Raw genomic sequence first — 18,130 nt, forward strand, 5'->3', positions numbered from 1 at the left:
AAAGGACCAATCCATATTATGCTGCAAATTTTCACATTGCTCGACATACGCAATTTTATCTTTTTCGTAAAATTCTATTTGGTTGTTTTTAAGCTGTATCATCGGTCTCTCTTTTTTATAATCTATAAGTTCTGGCAATATAATAAATAGCGATAAAAATAATAGAAACAAAATCATGTATATACTGTCCTTGACGCTATAATTCGCTGCGCCGCTGGCTTTCCAATCAAAATTTACAATTATGGCAAATACGCTGCCTATAAAAAGAGAGAAAACCATTAATAGCTTTTGATATAGATATTCGTAGTTTTTAAGAATTATCGGATATTTGTCGTAGTCCCTGGCTTTGGGGCTCTGCTGCAAAGGGCCGCTGTCATTTGAGGTAAAATTTTGCTGCTCTGCGCTGTTTTTACAGGCGGAATTCTGAGCCGCTTCGGTTTCTAAATTTAAAGCGTCGGTAGCGAAATTCGGAGCTTTAGAATTCATGGATTCAGAATTTGAGACTTCAGAATTCTGAGCTTTAAAATTCGAAGCTTCAGAATTCGGGGCTTCAAAATTCGAAACTTCTAAATTCTCAATTTCAAAATTCTCAGTTTCGGAATTCTCGGCATCAAGCTCCCTGTCTAGATTTTGCTTTGCATTGCTACGCCGCTCATCCAGAAGCCTTTTTAATTCCTCAAGCCTGCTTTGATCCATTTATCGCCTTTAAATTTGATGGACGCGCCATTTTATATTCTCATCACTTAAAGCTCAGTAAAAATTTTATCGCTCATTCGCTGTCCTACAATAAGGCAAAGACTCTAGAAATTTTAAGCTATACGTAAAATCTACCATAAATCCAAAAAATTCTAATCAAGCGTATAAATTCCCTTATTTTTAAATCCGCCTTATACTCAGCTTTTTAAATTTTAAAGCAACCCTCGTGTCTTATAGTAAATTTCTCTCTTAGCAAATCACCTCTTTCTTAGATCAAGTAGCTATATAGCTCGATACCCTGTTGTAAGTTACTTTCTAGCGCTTCACGGAGCTACGCTAAATACGCATCAGGAATTTTAGATGTAGAAACAACCTGTATGGTGTGATACTACTAGGTGTAAAATATATATAAGAAATCTAAAATATAATCTTTAAAGAATTTTTATTAAATTCTATATTTCAAATTTAAGAAATTTCCGCGGAATTTTGACTAAATTTCGCATTTTATAATTTTATTATGTCATGGAATTTTCGAGGTAAAATTCCAACCAATTCCGCGGAATTTTAATTTGCGTCCGTGTCAGTCAAACTAGCTAAAAAGCTTTTTCATCGCCTTAAAAAACATTGCGGTGAGCGGATTTGATTTACCTGAGACCTTTGCGATCCAGCTCTCATAGGTCTCGCCTTTGCTTTTTAGAAAGTCCACGAGCGCCTTTTGGCTAGCCTGCATACCGCCGTTTCTTTCAGCATCCAGCAATGCCCTATAAATAGGCTCTATAGTTTCGATCGCAGATCTTGGCGGAGCCTTGCGAAATGCTGTGTATTCGGTGATCTGCCCTGTCACGGGATCTTTTTTAGAAGTAAATTCCGTAATGACCCAATAAAAGCGCCCGTCTTTGGCTAAATTTTTAACCACGGCGGTAAAATCCTTGCCTTGTTGTATCGTATCCCACATAAGCTTAAACGCTATTCGCGGCATGTCCGGATGTCGTATGATGTTATGCGGCTGCCCCAAAAGCTCAAGCTCACTATAGCCGCAAATCATACAAAAATACGGATTTGCAAACGTGATAATGCCCTTCGGATCGGTTTTGGAAACGATATAGCGCTTCTCATCGAGTTTGATTTCCTGATTAATCGGAGTCGGTCTTTGCATTTTTAATCCTTTGCTTAAAAATTTATTGCAGAGTATATAAAATTTTTCTTTTCAGAAATATTAAATTTTCGTTAAATTTTTATAAATGTTAAATCTTTAAGTGAATTTTTAAAATTTAATGTATAATCTCAAATCAAAATTTCAAAAGGCAGCGCGTTGAAAAATCCCTTCCTATCGCTTAAATACTCAAATTTTAGAATTTATTGGATCGGGATGAACCTCTCGCTGATCGGTTCTTGGATGCAAAGCGTCGCGCTGCCGTGGCTAGTGCTAAGCATAACCGCAGATGCTTTTAAAGTTAGCCTTGTAGCCGCGGCGCGGTTCTTGCCCGCGCTACTTTTCACGCCGTTTTCCGGTGTACTGCTCGATAAGTTTAATCGCAAAAAGATCCTTCTACTTGCTCAAATAGGCATGGCGGTGACTGCCTCAATTTTCGCGGTTATGAGCTTTTGCGAGCTATATTCTTTCGGCAAAATTTTATTTTGCGCTTTTGCAAGCGGCATCTTTACCAGCATGGACGCCCCGAGCCGTCAGTCGATGGTAAAAGACCTCATCGACTCGCCCCGCGATCTAGCCAACGCCATAGCGTTAAATTCTATGTCCTTCAACGTCGCTCGTATCGCAGGACCCGCACTTGCGGGGATCGTGATGGCGCTGTGGGGCGTGGGTTTTTGCTTTTTATTCAATGCACTTAGCTTTTTAGGCATTATCGTTTCGCTGTTTTTTATAAAAATTCCACCATCCGCTACTACGCTATCTAGCAGAAGCGGAGGCGTTTTTGCCTCGATCGGTGCTGGAATTTCGTATGTATCGCACAAAAAAACTCTAAGCGAGCTAATGATAATAGTGCTTATCGTAGCGACGCTGGTGCCAAATTACAACGTAACAATCTCGGCGCTTGTTAAGCTTAGCCTAGACGCGGATGAGCGAAGCTTTGGATATTTGATGTCGGCTCTAGGCGTGGGAGCCTTTTGCGGCGCGCTTTTTGTAGCAATTTTTGATAAACTTGGCATCCGCAAAATCAGATCGTGCGCGATCGCTATGGGGGTGAGCTTAGCTCTTACTGGAGCTGCGAATTCCTTCGCATGGGCTGCGACAGGGCTTGCCGTAACTGGATTTCTTTTCGTAATCACAAACTCAAGCATCAACTCCACCGTGCAAATGCACGTAAGCAACGAATTTCGCGGGCGTGTGCTTAGCTTATATGCGCTCTTTTTAATAGGTAGTACGCCGTTTGGAGCGCTCATATCGGGATTTTTTACCGAGTTATTAGGCGCTCGCGTAGCCCTTGCAATCTGCGGTGCAATTAGCATTTTGCTACTGCTGGCGCTATTTTATGGCTTTAAAATACGGCGCAGGACGCATTTTATCTTTCGAGATAAAGTCTAAGCCAAAAGCTGCATTATCAAAATTAACCTTATTTTTACGATGGGATTTTAGAATTTCCGCCAAAATTCAAAGGTAAGGAGTTTTTATGAATAGACGAAATTTCTTAAAAAGTACCGCCGCAATCGGCACGCTAGCGACGCTAAATCTAAATTTAAACGCTAGCGCGGTCACCGGCGGGACGGAAAAGAAAGTCGCCAGCGTCTGCGAGATGTGCTCCTCGCGCTGTCCTATCGAGGTGACCGTCAAAGACGGCCGCGGCGCTTTAATCGAGGGCAACCACAGGTTTTCAAACAAAACCTCCGTCTGCGCTCGCGGCGGCGCGGGCATCAATCAGCTCTACGACGATCAAAGGCTCATTAAGCCGCTCGTTCGCGTAGGCGAGCGCGGCGAGGGCAAATTTAAAGAGGCGAGCTGGGACGAAGCGCTTAAAATTTGCGCGCAGAGGCTAGACGAGATTTCGCAAAAATATGGCCCGCAGAGCGTGGTTTTTACATCCAAAACGGGCGAGCACCACACTCAGATGATGAATTTCGCCTGTGCCTACGGCAGCCCGAATATCTACTCGCACTGGTCCTGTTGTCCGATCACCTACAATATCGCCGTGCCGCACACCTTCGGCGCTAATATGCAAAGAGACTACGGCGACGCAAAATATATCGTAAATTTCGGCCATAATCTTTTTGAGGGCATCGACATCTCAAAAACCAAAAAGCTCGCAAAAGCCGCAAGCAGAGAGGACGTAAAGCTTTTGGTTCTCGATCCGCGCTTTAGCGTCGTAGCTTCCAAAGCTGACGAGTGGCTGCCGATAAAACCGGGAACCGACGCGGCGTTTTTGATGGCGCTAATCCACGTCTGGCTGCGCGATAACAAATACGACAAAAAATTTATCGAACAATACGCCGTGGGGCTAGAGGAGCTAAGGCAATCGGTGAAGGATACGACGCCGCTTTGGCAAGAGGCCATTACTGGGATCAAAGCGGACAAGGTAGAGCGCATCGCAAATGAAATTTACGCTGCGGCTCCCGCAGTTGTAATCGACTGGGGGCACAAAACCACGACCGCTAAGGCCGAATATATCCGCACGCGCGCCATCGCAATCGCAAACGCGCTGATGGGAAACGTCGAGAAAAAGGGCGGAATTTACTTCTCTAAAGACTCCAAAACCTTCAACGCGCTTTGCAAAGAGGATCTATTCCCTACCATCTCGAACCCGGATAAAAATTTTAAAATTCCAAAGACCGCGCGTATCGACGGCTGCGGCGAAGAAGGTAGCGAAAATTTCTTCGTGCCGCGCAAACACGGCGTTTTGATGCAGATCGCGCCTACGATTTTAAGCGAAAAACCGTATCCGGTAAAAGGCTGGGTCAGCACGCGCTTTAACCACCTCATCAACGTTGCGGGCGTGGATAAGAGCGTAGAAGCGATCAAAAAGCTAGACTTCGTGCTCGCAATCGACGTGTATATGAGCGACTTTGCGTGCCTAGCCGACGTGATCTTGCCCGAATCCACCTATTTGGAGCGCGACGAGTCGATTCAAAACAAAGGCGGCACCGCGCCGGGATTTGTGATGCGAAATAAAGCCGTCGAGCCGGTGGGCGATACGAAGTGCGGCTATGAAATTTTTAGAGAGCTTGCGAGGGTGATGAAGATCGATAAGGACTACACCTGGAACAACATCGACGAATACCGCATGCAGCAAGCCAAAGGTAACGCCGAGCTAATCGCAAATTTAATCAAAAACGGCTACGTAAGCTACAAGGTGCCGAAGCTGTATTACCGAGAGCCGAAGCTCGTGGCTAAATTTATCGATAAATATCCTGCCGCGGCGGAGTTCGTGGACGAAGACGGCGAGATGAGCTCGCAGATGAAATTTAAAACCCCGAGCGGCAAGATCGAGCTTTTCGCGCCGAAAGTGGAGGAGCTTTTCGCGGGATACGGCTGCTTAAACACCGAGGGTATGGACGTATTCGGCGGGCACAAATACTGCCTAATGACCGGCAAGACCGCGCTTCACACCAACGGCCACACTCAAAATGTCAAAATTTTAAACGATATGATGAACGAATCGCCGGTTTGGATCAGCCCGGCTTCTGCAAAAGCGGAGGGGCTAAAGACGGGCGATGTTGTGAAGCTTAAAAACAAATTCGGCGAGCAAAAGGCTAAAATTTTCGTCACGCAAGGCATCAGGGACGATTGCCTATTTTTATACCACGGCTTTGGGCACGTAAGCCCCGGGCTAAAGCGCACGAACGGCGTAGGCACCAACCAAAGCGTCCTTCTCGATCCCGCTGCGGGTCCTGTGGTAAGCACGATGGTAACCAACGTCGGTGTCGATATAGTTAAAATTTAAGGGAGCGGTTATGAAAAAACTCATAATGATTCACGACGAAAATTTATGTATAGGCTGCCAAGCCTGTTCGGTTGCGTGCAGGAACGAAAACGGCGTACCGAGCGGCGTTTATAGGCTGCAGGTGCACGGCAAAACAAGCGGCATTTTTCCAAATTTAAAGCTAGATTATTCGCGCGCCAGCTGCGTTATGTGCGAGGATAGCCCTTGCGTGGACGTCTGCCCTACGGGAGCGAGCTTTAAAACCAAAGACGGCGTAACGCTCATAGACGAGAGGCTTTGCGTCAGCTGCAAATACTGCATCCTGGCCTGTCCTTACGACGCTAGATTTGTCGATCCTATCACGCACGCTATTGGCAAATGCACCTTTTGCTACACTAACCGCACTAGCAAAGGTTTGCAGCCCGCCTGCGTAAGCGTGTGCCCAACAGATGCTTTAACTTTCGGCGACGTAAATGACGTAAATTCCGAGGTAAGCAAGCTGCTAGCCAAAACAAGCGTAGAATATCCAAAAGCATATCTAAACACCAAGCCGCGTCTAGCGAATATCAAAAACAAAAAAGGAGGACGCTATGAATAATATGTGGGGCGATATGAGCCAATACTCTGAAATTTACTGGCCTTGGCCGATTGCGATCTATCTATTTTTGGCGGGTCTTAGCGCGGGAGCGACGATGGTAGCGCTTTTAGTCAAATGGAATCGCCACGAAAGCGAGCAAAATTCCATCTGGGACGCGATGATAAGAGCGGGAGCGATCACGGCGCCGCTTACGATCTGCGCGGGGCTTTTGCTTTTGATCTTTGATCTGGGCAAGCCTCTTACCTTCTATCTTTTGCTGATCAAATTTAACTTTGGCTCGGTGATGAGTCTCGGCGTTTTGGCGCTTTTGATCTACGTGCCGTTTAGCTTTGTATTTGCGCTATGCGTCTTCGGCGAGGAAATTTGTAAATTTAAACTACTTGCGTTTCTGCGACCTATCGTAAATTTACTAAGCTCGTTTGCCAAAGCTTCCAAACTATTCGAGCGAGCTTTATTTATCCTTGCTCTTTGCGTGGGCGCATATACGGGCTTTTTATTAAGCGCGGTGATGAAAATTCCGCTTTGGAATACTCCGGTGCTGCCGATTTTATTTTTGCTGTCGGGCTTTTCCAGCGGCATCGCGGCGAGCATTTTAGTGGGACTTCTATTTTTTAAAGGCTCGTTAAACAAAGATAGCATAAAATACCTTTTGGTGCTTGATCTGCGCGCGATACTCTTTGAGATTCCGCTTTTATTCATTCTGTTTGTCGGGATGTATTTCGAGGGCGGCACGAGCGCGCTTGCGGCACAGCAGGCTTTGACGCACGAGGTTTACGGTAAAATTTTCTGGATCGGCGTTTTGGGCACGGGGCTCATCGCTCCGATCATCATCGCCTTTACGGCGCTGAAAAATCACGCCTACAAGCCTGCGTTTATAGTTTTAAATTCTTTCGTCGTGCTTTGCGGCGTCATTCTGCTTCGCTACTATATCGTATATGCGGGGCAAATTTGCACGGGAGCGTAGTCTCGCTCCCGATTTAGGGAACGGGTTTGAAAATTTTACTTTTAGAAGACGATTTTGAATACAGAAGCAGCGTAAGCGAGTATCTACAGGAGCTTGGCTACGAGGTGGACGAATGCGAAAGCGGCGACGCAGCCTGCGATAAGATCGCCACAAATGCTTACCACTTGCTGATCTTAGACATCAAGGTGCCGGAGGTCTCGGGCGTAGAGGTACTCAAATACGCGCGAAGCCTCGGTCTTAGCACCCCCGTGATGATGATGACCTCGCTCGGCGACATCGACGATTTGAGCCAGTGCTACGAGCTTGGTTGCAACGAATATCTAAAAAAGCCTTTCCACCTAGCCGAGCTTAAATTTAGAGTAAGCGAGCTGATGCGAAAGTATTTCGGCGACGAAAAGGGCGCCGTCAAGATCGCGGATAAATTTCACTACTTCGCAAATTTAAAAATTTTAAAACGCGCGGACGAAGAGATATCGCTAAGCGCCAAAGAGATCAAAATCATAGAATTTCTGCTTGCCAATATCAAAAGATTCGTAAGCGTCGATGAACTCATCGCCGACGTATGGGACGGCGAGGCGGGCAGCGTCGATGTGCGCGTGCATATCAGCAACCTCCGCGCCAAAACGAGCAACGACTTCATCCTCTCTAGCCGCGGACTCGGATATAAGATCAATGCTTAAAGGGTTTAAATTTACGCTTTTTAGCGCGATTTTCATCATCGGCGCCTTTATAAGCGAGAGTCTTTATATTATCTATTTAAATTCCAAAATCGAGGAGAGCGCCGACGTCGCCGAGCTGATACAAAAAAGCGGCGAAGCCCTAGCCGGCGCGGATCTGAATCTAAAAGACGAGCTAATTTACGACTACGCGATCCTAAACGCAAACGGCGAAATTTTAAGATCAAACCTAAGCGTGCAGCCGCCGGATTTTGCGTTTATCACGCTGAAATTCGGCGGGCGGGTGTTTTTTAAGCGCCACTTTCTGCATGAGGGCAAGCTGCATTTTTTCGTCATTTCAAAAAAGATAAGCTACGCCAAGATAGAATTTATCGCGATCTCTACGATCTTTATCACGATTTTCGTAGCGCTCATCATCGCGCTGTTTAACTACAAAATCATAAAAAATTTCTACGCGCAGCAAAGCAACCTCATCAAGGCGTTTTTCAACGACGCGATGCACGAGCTAAAGACCCCTCTGGGCGTCGCGCTCATCAATACCGAGATGCTTGGGCTGCGCGACAAACACACTGCGCGAATAAAATCCGCGCTCAAGCAGATGGTAATTACTTACGAGGACGTGGAGTACTTCATCAAAAGCGGCAAGATGAGCTTAAAAAGCCGCCGCATCGATATGAGCGAGTTTTTGGACGCTAGGATAAATTTCATCTATCTGGTCGCAAAAAGCAAAAACATAAACCTGCAATCGCGAATAGCGCCCGACGTGAGCGTCTTTATGGACGAAACCTCGCTAATGCGCCTCATCGACAACACCCTAAGCAACGCCATAAAATACTCGCGCCCCGGCGGCAAGATCATCATCGGGCTGGAAAAAGGGGTGAGCATAGCGGTCTTTAGCGTGCAGGACTTCGGCATCGGCATAAAGGATACGAGCGCGATCTGGGATAGATACTCGCGCGAAAATGCGGCTCTTGGCGGATTCGGCCTCGGGCTAAACATAATCGAGAAAATTTGTAAGCGCTACGGCATCGCAAAAAGCGTCAGCTCGAAGCTCGGCGAAGGCAGCACCTTTTGCTACAAAATCCCGCTGTTTAAGCAGAAACTTTTGGACTAAAACGGCGCGTAATTTTAGGCGCAAATTTTAAAATTTTAAAAGTAAAATTTGTGCGGCTAGGGCTTTTTAAAATTTTGTTTTAGCGCGGCTTTTCAGCCGCCTTTTGCCTCTCTACTACCTAAATAATATTCTTTCAATGGATAATTTAGATTTCCGCAGTTGTCCAGCTCAAAACCCTGTTTTATATCAAACGACGCCTTGTTTCTTTCCTGATAATATTCTTTGATTTTTTCAGAAAAATTCATTCTATCAAATAGGTATTCGGAATGGTTGCGTTGTATATAATTTTTATAAATTAAAACAAACTTATCTAACAATATATGAATATTCGGTCCTTTATAAGCGCCGTCTAGAATAATTATCGGTCTATCAAATCCAGCACTCATATCGTTCAAATTTATCTTTATATATTTCTTTGGGTCGGTTTTTTTAGCCTTTAATTTATTCATAAAAATTTCCTCAAACGTCTCATTATTATCATGATGCTTTTTTAATACTTCAAACCAATTAGATAAATTTATGTTCTCTAGTTCATAGTATGCAATTTCATATGAGCTACGCCAAGAACTGCCATAGGCGTAGGTCCTATAATCATTGATCATTTGTTCTAGTTTTAACTCATAATCCAAATACTGCCCTATCGCTCTTTTATACAGCTCTTTCTTCGGTAAAATTCTATTCTCTTTGAGGCAATAGCTCTGCTTGTATTTGTTATAGTCGGAAAGAGAAACTATCGCGAAGCCTCGTGAAGTGGAATAATCGGGGATGATGCGGATAAATGCGGCGCAGAGTATCGCCGTCAGAAGCAGCACGCCAGCTATTGCTTTAAATTTAACGGATTTATAAAATTTCATACCGACGCTCCTTTTAAAATTTAAAATTTCAGCGCAAATTTCCGCGATCTTGCGATTAAATTTAAAACGCTCGCTCGCCGCGTCGCCGCGACAAGGCAAACAAGCCACGGTCGCCTAAATTTAAATCCCGCCGCTAGCCTTCGCGGTGCAAAATTATATAGCCCAGCTTCGTGCCGTTTTCGTCCGAAAATGCCCGTACGTAAAAATAATGCCCGTCCTTTTTGATAAAGCTCTGCGCCCCAAAATCAAGCGTCGCCAAAATCGACAAAACGTCGTAATCCGGCGCGCTGTTTACGATGATAAAGTCCTTGATAACGCCTATTTTATCGTAGAAGCAGTCGGTTTCAAACCTCTTATCTACGAGGATAAAAATATCGTTTCCCATGCGGTTGATCTGGGCGATGACGTGCTCGAAATCGAGCATTATCTCAGCACTTCCGATAAATTTACCGTCGCTAAAAACGGGCGAAATTCCACGCATAAAAACCCCGCACCGCCCCATCTCGACGAGCGCTTTGGGAAGCAGACTTTGGCGGATCTGCAAAAGCGAATGGCGAAACGAGCTCAGATCGTCGTTGTAAAATTCATCGCTCCAGCTCCTAGCCAGGCTTCTGGTGTTTTGCGTATGAAAATGTATCTTCACGCCCGTGTAGAAGGGCACCGCGCTTAAGATGTCTTTGTATTTTTTCGTCACGTCCATGCACTCGCCGTGTTTGCCGCTCTTAAAGCAGCGCACCACGTCGCTATTCTGCGACAAAATCAGCGAGATCGCAAAGGCGTTTAGCTTTTCTTCGTCCACGATCTTTTCAAACAAACTCGCGCTAAAATCGAACTGCTGCTTGATTTTTATCTCGTTTTCCTCGCTTTTAAAGCGCAGGTAAAACGCAAAGGTGGCGACGCAGCAAGCAAGCGCGAAAAGACTTAGGTATTTTTTGGATCGCGCGCCTATCATCTGAATTCCATCTTTAAATTTGCCGCTAAAATTTCTGCAAATTCGCTAAATTCCGGCAGATCGAGCTTGCCATTTCGCATCTTTTTTCCCCAGACGGACTCCGGGAAAAAGCTGTCGTTTTTGAAGCGCGCTTGGACGTGAAAATGCACGCGCGGCACGTAGTTGGCGAAGCTTGCGATGTTGATCTTATCGGGCGCGTAAAACTCCCGCAGGCTCTTTTCGCACTGAAGCACGGCGCGCCACAGATGCGCCAGCGTCGCCTCGTCGCAGTCGCTAAGCTCCTTAAATTTTGCCTTCGTAAAGACCTTCACCCACGGCACTTCGTGCTCCTCGCGCTCCACGTAAATCATCTCGTCTTCGTAAATCATCGCTTCTCCTTGAAAATGGAATTTTAATGCAAAGCCCATTAAAGCTCGGTAAATTCCTCTTACATAAATAATATACTAAAATACATTAATTAAATATATCTATAAAATATCGATGTATTCGTGATTTTTATGCTATAATTCTATTTTTTAAAAGGAATATATATGAAATCAGTTTGGATAATGATCCTATGCGCCGCGGCGATTTTGATGATTACGATGGGCATTCGTATGTCATTAGGTCTTTTCGTGCAACCTATAATGCAAGCAAATTCCCTATCCATCGCACAAGTAAGCTTTGCGATGGCAACTACGCAGCTGGTATGGGGCTTTTCGCAACCGCTTAGCGGGATACTTGCAGACAAGCTCGGTGCCTACGTCGTGCTGTTTTGGGGCAGCGTGCTTCTGGCGATTAGCTGCGCTCTTGTGCCGTTATTTAGCAGTGAAAGTGCGCTTGTATTAACGATGGGTTTTGGGCTTGCACTGGGGCTTGGTGCAGGTAGTTTTCCGATTCTAATGAGCCTAATGGCAAAGCGCCTGCCATTTTCTATCCGCTCGGTTGCTAGCGGAGTGCTAAATGCAGGCGGCTCGTTCGGACAATTTTTATTTGCGCCAATGATTGGGTTTTGTATCGCAACGCCTGCTTTAGGATACGGCGGCGCATTTTTTACGCTTGCAGGACTTAGCTTGCTAATTCTGCCGCTTGCGAGACTTTTAGCAGGCGGTAAAATTCTACTTGGCGAGCAAACCAGCCTGCATGAAGAAGATAAGCGCAGCTTAGGCGAAGTTCTGCGTTTGGCACTGCGCGATAAAAGCTATATTTTGATAAATTTAAGCTTTGCTACGTGCGGTTTTCACGTAGCGTTTTTAGTGACGCATCTGCCTAGTGAAGTAGCACTAAGCGGGCATGGCGCGCAGGTAGCGTCCTTTTCGCTCGCACTGATTGGTATCGCAAACATCGTAGGCAGCTTATTCGTGGGATGGTGTGTTTCCAAAGTGCGCTGTAAAGTCATTTTATTTTGCATATATGCCCTGCGTATCGCTCTTATTGGTGCTTATGCGCTCTCGCCCAAAGATAGTCTTACGTTTTATATCTTCAGCGTGGGATTAGGATTTACCTGGCTAGCGACCGTACCGCCTACTGCGGCTGCCGTCGGTAAGCTATTAGGGACGCGATATTTAGCAAGCCTATTTGGATTTACGATGCTTTCGCATCAAATCGGTGGATTTTTTGGCGCATATATTGGGGGTCTTGCGGTGCGAGCATACGGCGCGTATGATTATATGTGGTATTTGGATATGACGCTAGCAGCTATTGCAGCTCTGCTAAGCCTGCCTGTGCGTGAAGCTAAGATGAAGCACGTGAAATTTTGAAATTTACGGACGGAATTTTCGCGAAATTTTGCAAGCTAAATTACGACAGAATTTTGAAAATTTTAAAATTTATCGGATTTTATGTTTCGTACGATGAAATTTCACTTTAGCTTTAAAATTCCGCTACGATAATGCGATAAAATGCAAAATCCGCTCATGCTTTCAAATTTAGCCGAGAGGGGCTTTTAAATTTTATAGAATTTTGAAATTTTAAAATTTCGGCTCGTGCAGCATTTTAAGAGCCGGCGCGAGAGCGTCTGCAAAGCCTTTAAATTTTTCAAATTCCTCCGCGCTAAGCTCTGCGTTAAACTCCGCTCCCGCAGCGCCGAAGCTCGCCTCATAAACAAAACCCGATTTTTTTAAAAAATGTTCAAATTTAGCCACCGCCGCAAACGGCACGAAAAACGCGCAGCGCCTTTTAAGAAAAAAGTCGGTTAAAGCGCTGCTGCTTGCGGCGACCTCGATAGCAAGATTTGCGCTACTGGCGTATGCCCGCACCAGCCCGCCGGTGCCTAGCTTGATGCCGCCGAAGTAGCGCACCACGAGCACGGCGGCGTTAATCAATTCGGCGCCGCGAAGCGCGTTTAGGCACGGCGCGCCCGCAGTCGATTTGGGCTCACCGTCGTCGCTTGAGTTTTCTACGATCTGCCCGGGCTCATTCAGCGCGCGATACGCCCAGGCGATATGGCGCGCCTTTGGGTGTTGCTGTCGCAGCCTCGCACGCAGCGCCTCGAAGCTCGCTAGCGGCGCTAGATAGGCGATGAAGCTTGATTTTTTGATCTCCTGCGCGGCGTTGATCTCTTTTTCAATCGTTTTCAAGGCTTTCCTTTGCGGAATTTTATCTTTTTTGCATTATAATAAAAGTTCAAAAAAAGATCAAAGGAGCTTCATGATCCAGACTTGTTTATTTCCCGCGGCTGGCTACGGCACGCGCTTTTTGCCCGCGACCAAATCGCTACCAAAAGAGATGCTTCCGATCCTTACCAAGCCGCTCATTCACTACGGCGTGGACGAGGCGCTGGAAGCGGGCATGGATAATATGGCGTTCGTCACGGGTCGCGGCAAACGCGCTCTGGAGGATTATTTCGACCGCAGCTACGAGCTGGAGGATCAAATTTCAGGCAGCAGCAAAGAGTATCTGCTCGACGAGATCAGGGCGCTTATGAAGCGCTGCACCTTCTCTTTCACGCGCCAAGAGCAGATGAAGGGGCTTGGCAACGCGATTTATACGGGTAAAATTTTAATCCGCGACGAGCCTTTCGGCGTGGTGCTCGCAGACGATCTGTGCGTGAACGAAAACGGCGAGGGCGTGCTTGCGCAGATGGTTAAAATTTACGAAAAATACCGCTGCAGTGTCGTTGCAGTAATGGAGGTGCCGCCGCAGGACGTAAACAAATACGGCATCATCGCAGGAAAGAGTATCAGCGACGATCTGATAATGGTCTCGGATATGATAGAAAAGCCGGAGCCCGGCGAGGCTCCGTCAAGCCTAGCCATCATCGGGCGCTACATTCTAACACCTAATATTTTCGATCTCATCGAGCAGACGGCGCCCGGTAAAAACGGCGAGGTGCAGATCACCGACGCGCTTTTGAAACAGGCTCAAAACGGCGTGGTGATCGCGTATAAATTTAAAGGCACTCGCTTCGACTGCGGCTCGGTAAAAGGCTACGTGGAGGCGATCAAATATTTCTACGAGCGAGAATTCGGCGATGGTAAAAAATGAGCTGTTTTTCCCGCCGGCAAAAGAGGGCGCGCTAGAAGAGGTAGCGGCAAAGATCCGCGCCGAATACGAAAGTGGCGAGATAGGCTACTACCGCCTGCCGCAGCAAGGCGCAGACGAAATAGCGCGGGCGCAGGAATTTTTTAGCGCACGAAGCTACGACGGGGTCGTGCTTTTGGGCATCGGTGGCTCCAGCGTGGGCGTGCGAGCGCTTTATGAGATGCTGCGTCCGCGCGTAAGAAAGAATTTACGCTTTAAAATTTTGGATAATCTCGACGGACACAGTGTAAACCGCGCGCTTGAAGGGTTAAATTTTGCTCGCACGATCTTCATAGTATCCTCCAAATCGGGCGGCACGATCGAGACGATCTCGCTTTTTAAAGTGGTTTTGCAGCGTTTTGGAATTTCAAATTTAAAAGCGCTAGCGAAAAATTTCATCTTTATCACCGATGCGAGCTCGCCGCTTGATATCTTTGCGCGAGAGCACGGCGTCTGCGTAATAAATATGCCCGCTAACGTAGGCGGTCGTTTTAGCGTGTTAAGTGCGGTAGGGCTAGTGCCCGCAGTTGGGCTAGGCCTTGATGCAAGCGCGATGCTGCGCGGAGCTGCCGCCGCAAAAGAGCGGTATCTGGATGAAATTTTAGCAGGCGATCCCGCTAAAATCGCGGAGAATAAAATTCTACGAAAAGCCCATCACTACGCCACGCACAAAAGTGCGAAAATCAACGTCCTTTTTAGCTACGGCGACGCGTTGCGCGCATTTGGCGAGTGGTATGTGCAGCTCTGGGCGGAAAGCCTAGGTAAAAAGATCGGCTTTAGACGCGAGGGGCTTACTCCTGTGGGGCTTGTAGGCTCGCGCGATCAGCACAGCTTCCTTCAGCTCATAATGGACGGCGTAAAGGATAAGACCGTGACTTTCTTAAAGCTCACGGACAACGGCACTACGGACGCGGTACCTGGTATCAGTCTGCAAGGTCTTGAGAGCTGCGACTTCGTAAACGGCATGCGACTGGATGAGGTGCTAAATCTTCAGTGCAATGCTACGCTGCAAGCTGTGCTAAATGAGGGTATCAGCGTCGATCTTATCGAGGTTTCGCGGCTTTGTGAACAGAGCATGGGCGAGCTATTTTACTACTTCGAGCTGCTAACCAGCGCTACCGGAGCGATACTGGGCGTCAGTACTTACGATCAGCCGGGCGTCGAGGTAGGCAAGAGAATTTTAAAATCGCTAGTTTTGAAATCGCGGGATTAGAATTTGCGGCGCTAGCTAGACGGAATTTCGTCGGGTCAAATTTTACTAAAGTCAGACTCTACTCGCGCTCCATTTTTACTTAGGCTAAATTTTAGAATTTTAAAATTTACGCCGCGAAATTTTGATTTCGCGCTATGAGCATTTGGAATTTTGTCGCAAAATTTCACGGTAGAATTCCAAGATTGCACCGCGAGGCGTAAAAATTTTGCGACTTGCAAGCGCACAGGGAGATGAAATGAAAATCACAGATATCGATCACTTCGTCCTAGTTACGGACGATCTGCAAAAATGCGTGGAATTTTACGAAGGAATTTTGGGGCTAGAGCACGTTTACGAGGGCGGCAAACACAGCCTGTGCTTCGGCTCCTCAAAGATCAATATCCACACCCGCGCGGGCGAGTTTGCGCCGTTTGCAGCGCGTCCTAGCGTAGGCTCGGCGGATTTTTGCCTCATCTGCGAAGATCAAAGCGCACAGCAGCTCAAAACGGAGCTGGAAAGCAAAGGGGTGCAAATAGAGCTTGGCGTCGTGTCTCGAATGGGCGCGCGCGGCGCTATGCAAAGTATCTATCTGCGCGATCCTGAAGGCAATCTCGTAGAGCTCGGCGTATATGAAAGCGGCGATGATTAGTGCGTAAATTTAAAGGCAAAATTTCAAGCGGAGCGTTAGAATTTAAATTTTTTAAATTCTATTTTTCATTAAAGATCGATATTCTGCGGATTAAATTGTTTATCCCGCGGTACGCTAATTATGTATCGTTTGTATATTTTTTAAACCTTATCTTTTGTTTTTAGAATTTCATAAATTTGTTCATTTTATTCACTATTATTTTTGCAATATCATAAGGCGGTTTCCAAAATAAATATCCCTCTGTAATATCTATATTTAGCGTATCCAAGAAATATTTTTGCAGCTCGCCAAACTCCTTTTTATTATTGATCGTAAATACTTCGGAATCGGAGCCATTGCATATCAATAATTTATCACAAAGCAAGAACCTAACGGTTTTCTCAAATAGAATATAGTAGATAAATTTAATAATGGGCATCAGCAATAAGCCCATAATTATAAAAATAAACATATAAAATTTAAAGTTGTATAATGCCACGACGATCATTATAAATAAAACTAAAACACAAAATTTAATTTTCACATCAAATGGCGCAAAATTCGGAATCATATAAGCATATCTGTAAATGGAGATATTTTTTAACGCCATCTCTTTTTCGCATTTGGTTTTATTTTTAAATTCTATTTTGTCCTTCATAAAGGCTATAGTTTTTTTGCTATTTATAAAGTTTGCCGCGTATATAAAGAAAAAGGCAGTGCCATAACCTAGCAATATTTTCATATAAAACCTAAATTTATACTCGCCGTCAAAATTCTGTATCAAAGAACAAATTAATAAAATTCCAAGAGCTATCAGCCAAAACAGATCATCCATCTTTTTTACGACTATCGGATCTTTGTCGTAGTCTCTAACCCTAGCTTCTTTGTTCCTTGTATCCATAACCGCCCGCTTTAGCTAAGATAATATTTTTCTATTTTATCAATATCGATATGTTTTCTAATCAAAAACCATTCTTTTATTTCGTTTAGCCTTTCTGTATCATATACGCAAACTAAATAATTTTTTGCCGATAAAATAGAGCTTAAATAATAAGTATTTTCCTGCTCATAGTACGGATAATCCACTACGATTGCAGAAAAGAATGAAAAATTCTTAAAATTGCCTACGATTAAAAAGTGAAAAAATATTTTCAAAAAGATTGCAGAAAGTATTGAAAAAATGAAGAATAATAAAATTTGCGATGATAGAAACGAAAGTGCTGCAATAGAAAAAATTATAATAATATTATAAATGAGGCGACGAACTTTATCATCGTTGCAATATCCCCAAAATGGTCTGCCCATCACATAATTTAAATGAAGGTTATTTGTCCTTCTCTCAAGCTCGCCGTTGTTATAGAAATCTATAGAATTATTCATAAAGTAGATTTTGCAATTATTGTTGCTAACGCAGCTGCTATAAATAAGTCTCAATACTATCGCTATAAAAATTCCAAATATAACGCTAGAGCCTATTTCCATCATCGATATATGGTGTTTTGAAAAAATTAAATCCCATATACTTAGGATATATCCACCTAAAATCATAGGCGCGTATAAAAATGTAATTGTAGATATTAGCAGCCTCTCATAATTTTTTACTATTATTGGATATTTGTCGTAATCCCTGGCTTCGGGGCTCTGCTGCAAAGAGCCGCTATCATCCGAGATAAAATTTTGCGGCTCTGCGTTGTTATCACAGGCGGAATTCTGATCCGCTTCGGTTTCTAAATTTAAAGCGCCAGGATCGGAATTTAGGGTTTCAGAATTTGAAGCTTCGAAATTCGAAACTTCAAAATTTGAGGCTTCGGAATTCTGGATTTCAGAATTCGGGGCTTTAAAATTTTCGCCGTTAGAATTTTGTACCAAGCCCCGCTTCGGCTCTTGATGCCGCTTTTGTAGTAGCTTTTTTAATTCCTCAAGCCTGCTTTGTTGATCCATTTGCCGCCTTTAAATTTGATGGACGCGCCATTTTATATTCTCGCCGCTTAAAGCTCAGTAAATTTTACCGCGTGTCCGTCGCGCGCAGGCAAGCCCGACGAACCGAAACGATGCCGACGGATCAGGCGCCGCGAAACCG

17 protein-coding genes and 1 pseudogene are annotated in these 18,130 nt (G+C 45.1%); 10 read left to right on the forward strand and 8 right to left on the reverse strand.

Annotated features, from left to right (window positions below; genetic code table 11):
* Window positions 1-696: pseudogene (locus Q0537_RS02485) on the reverse strand (hypothetical protein); the annotation flags it as partial.
* A 589-nt stretch (window positions 697-1,285) separates the two neighbouring features.
* The gene (locus Q0537_RS02490) at window positions 1,286-1,852 is read right to left on the reverse strand and encodes a PAS domain-containing protein (RefSeq protein WP_005870765.1); all 567 of its coding nucleotides are present in this window, start codon (window positions 1,850-1,852) and stop codon (window positions 1,286-1,288) included.
* Between the two features lie 156 nt (window positions 1,853-2,008).
* Between Q0537_RS02490 and Q0537_RS02495 the strand changes: the two genes are divergently transcribed.
* The 6 genes from Q0537_RS02495 (at window position 2,009) to Q0537_RS02520 (ending at window position 8,923) form a co-directional block, all read left to right on the forward strand.
* Window positions 2,009-3,241: an MFS transporter gene (locus Q0537_RS02495; RefSeq protein ID WP_299224833.1), complete on the forward strand. Its 1,233-nt coding sequence runs from the start codon at window positions 2,009-2,011 to the stop codon at window positions 3,239-3,241.
* A gap of 85 nt (window positions 3,242-3,326) precedes the next feature.
* A complete protein-coding gene (phsA, locus tag Q0537_RS02500) occupies window positions 3,327-5,591 on the forward strand; it encodes a thiosulfate reductase PhsA (RefSeq protein ID WP_299224835.1) in 2,265 nt (754 codons plus the stop codon).
* Between the two features lie 10 nt (window positions 5,592-5,601).
* Complete coding sequence (locus Q0537_RS02505) at window positions 5,602-6,168, forward strand: 4Fe-4S dicluster domain-containing protein (protein ID WP_299224837.1); 567 nt, start codon at window positions 5,602-5,604, stop codon at window positions 6,166-6,168.
* A complete protein-coding gene (gene nrfD / locus Q0537_RS02510; protein ID WP_299224839.1) occupies window positions 6,161-7,132 on the forward strand; it encodes an NrfD/PsrC family molybdoenzyme membrane anchor subunit in 972 nt (323 codons plus the stop codon). The genes Q0537_RS02505 and nrfD overlap by 8 nt, the downstream gene beginning before the upstream one ends.
* Window positions 7,133-7,158: 26 nt before the next feature.
* Window positions 7,159-7,812, forward strand: a complete 654-nt coding sequence (locus tag Q0537_RS02515; RefSeq protein WP_299224841.1) for a response regulator transcription factor — start codon at window positions 7,159-7,161, stop codon at window positions 7,810-7,812.
* Entirely contained in the window at window positions 7,805-8,923 is a 1,119-nt protein-coding gene (locus Q0537_RS02520; RefSeq protein WP_299224843.1) for an ATP-binding protein, read from the forward strand. Before Q0537_RS02515 ends, Q0537_RS02520 begins: the two co-directional genes overlap by 8 nt.
* A 92-nt stretch (window positions 8,924-9,015) precedes the next feature.
* Here the strand turns inward: Q0537_RS02520 and Q0537_RS02525 are convergent, their stop codons facing one another.
* Genes Q0537_RS02525 through Q0537_RS02535 form a run of 3 tightly spaced genes read right to left on the reverse strand, consistent with a single transcriptional unit; the run spans window position 9,016 to window position 11,097 of the window.
* A complete protein-coding gene (locus Q0537_RS02525) occupies window positions 9,016-9,885 on the reverse strand; it encodes a hypothetical protein (RefSeq protein WP_299224845.1) in 870 nt (289 codons plus the stop codon).
* Window positions 9,886-9,910: 25 nt separating this feature from the next.
* Complete coding sequence (locus Q0537_RS02530; protein WP_299224848.1) at window positions 9,911-10,729, reverse strand: cache domain-containing protein; 819 nt, start codon at window positions 10,727-10,729, stop codon at window positions 9,911-9,913.
* Window positions 10,726-11,097, reverse strand: coding sequence for an HIT family protein (locus tag Q0537_RS02535; protein ID WP_297881567.1), 372 nt, complete (start codon window positions 11,095-11,097; stop codon window positions 10,726-10,728). Before Q0537_RS02535 ends, Q0537_RS02530 begins: the two co-directional genes overlap by 4 nt.
* Before the next feature lie 162 nt (window positions 11,098-11,259).
* Between Q0537_RS02535 and Q0537_RS02540 the strand changes: the two genes are divergently transcribed.
* Window positions 11,260-12,468 (forward strand): MFS transporter, encoded by a 1,209-nt coding sequence (locus Q0537_RS02540; protein WP_299224850.1) that lies wholly within the window; start codon window positions 11,260-11,262, stop codon window positions 12,466-12,468.
* Window positions 12,469-12,678: 210 nt separating this feature from the next.
* On the opposite strand, the gene Q0537_RS02545 is transcribed toward Q0537_RS02540, so the two are convergent.
* A complete protein-coding gene (locus tag Q0537_RS02545) occupies window positions 12,679-13,287 on the reverse strand; it encodes a YigZ family protein (protein WP_299224852.1) in 609 nt (202 codons plus the stop codon).
* Between the two features lie 70 nt (window positions 13,288-13,357).
* Here Q0537_RS02545 and galU point away from each other — a divergent pair, with 70 nt between their 5' ends.
* The 3 genes from galU to Q0537_RS02560 all read left to right on the forward strand — a co-directional run bounded on the left by galU (window position 13,358) and on the right by Q0537_RS02560 (window position 16,071).
* A complete protein-coding gene (galU, locus tag Q0537_RS02550; protein WP_297881561.1) occupies window positions 13,358-14,194 on the forward strand; it encodes a UTP--glucose-1-phosphate uridylyltransferase GalU in 837 nt (278 codons plus the stop codon).
* Entirely contained in the window at window positions 14,181-15,443 is a 1,263-nt protein-coding gene (locus Q0537_RS02555) for a glucose-6-phosphate isomerase (RefSeq protein ID WP_299224854.1), read from the forward strand. The genes galU and Q0537_RS02555 overlap by 14 nt, the downstream gene beginning before the upstream one ends.
* Window positions 15,444-15,678: 235 nt before the next feature.
* Window positions 15,679-16,071: a VOC family protein gene (locus Q0537_RS02560; protein WP_299224856.1), complete on the forward strand. Its 393-nt coding sequence runs from the start codon at window positions 15,679-15,681 to the stop codon at window positions 16,069-16,071.
* Window positions 16,072-16,231: 160 nt separating this feature from the next.
* On the opposite strand, the gene Q0537_RS02565 is transcribed toward Q0537_RS02560, so the two are convergent.
* Together Q0537_RS02565 and Q0537_RS02570 are read right to left on the reverse strand one after the other, a co-directional pair.
* Entirely contained in the window at window positions 16,232-16,951 is a 720-nt protein-coding gene (locus Q0537_RS02565) for a hypothetical protein (protein WP_299224858.1), read from the reverse strand.
* An 11-nt stretch (window positions 16,952-16,962) separates the two neighbouring features.
* Window positions 16,963-17,991: a hypothetical protein gene (locus Q0537_RS02570; RefSeq protein WP_299224860.1), complete on the reverse strand. Its 1,029-nt coding sequence runs from the start codon at window positions 17,989-17,991 to the stop codon at window positions 16,963-16,965.
* Window positions 17,992-18,130: the final 139 nt, after the last annotated feature.

It is taken from the genome of uncultured Campylobacter sp. (assembly GCF_938017775.1).
Classification (GTDB): Bacteria; Campylobacterota; Campylobacteria; order Campylobacterales; family Campylobacteraceae; genus Campylobacter_B.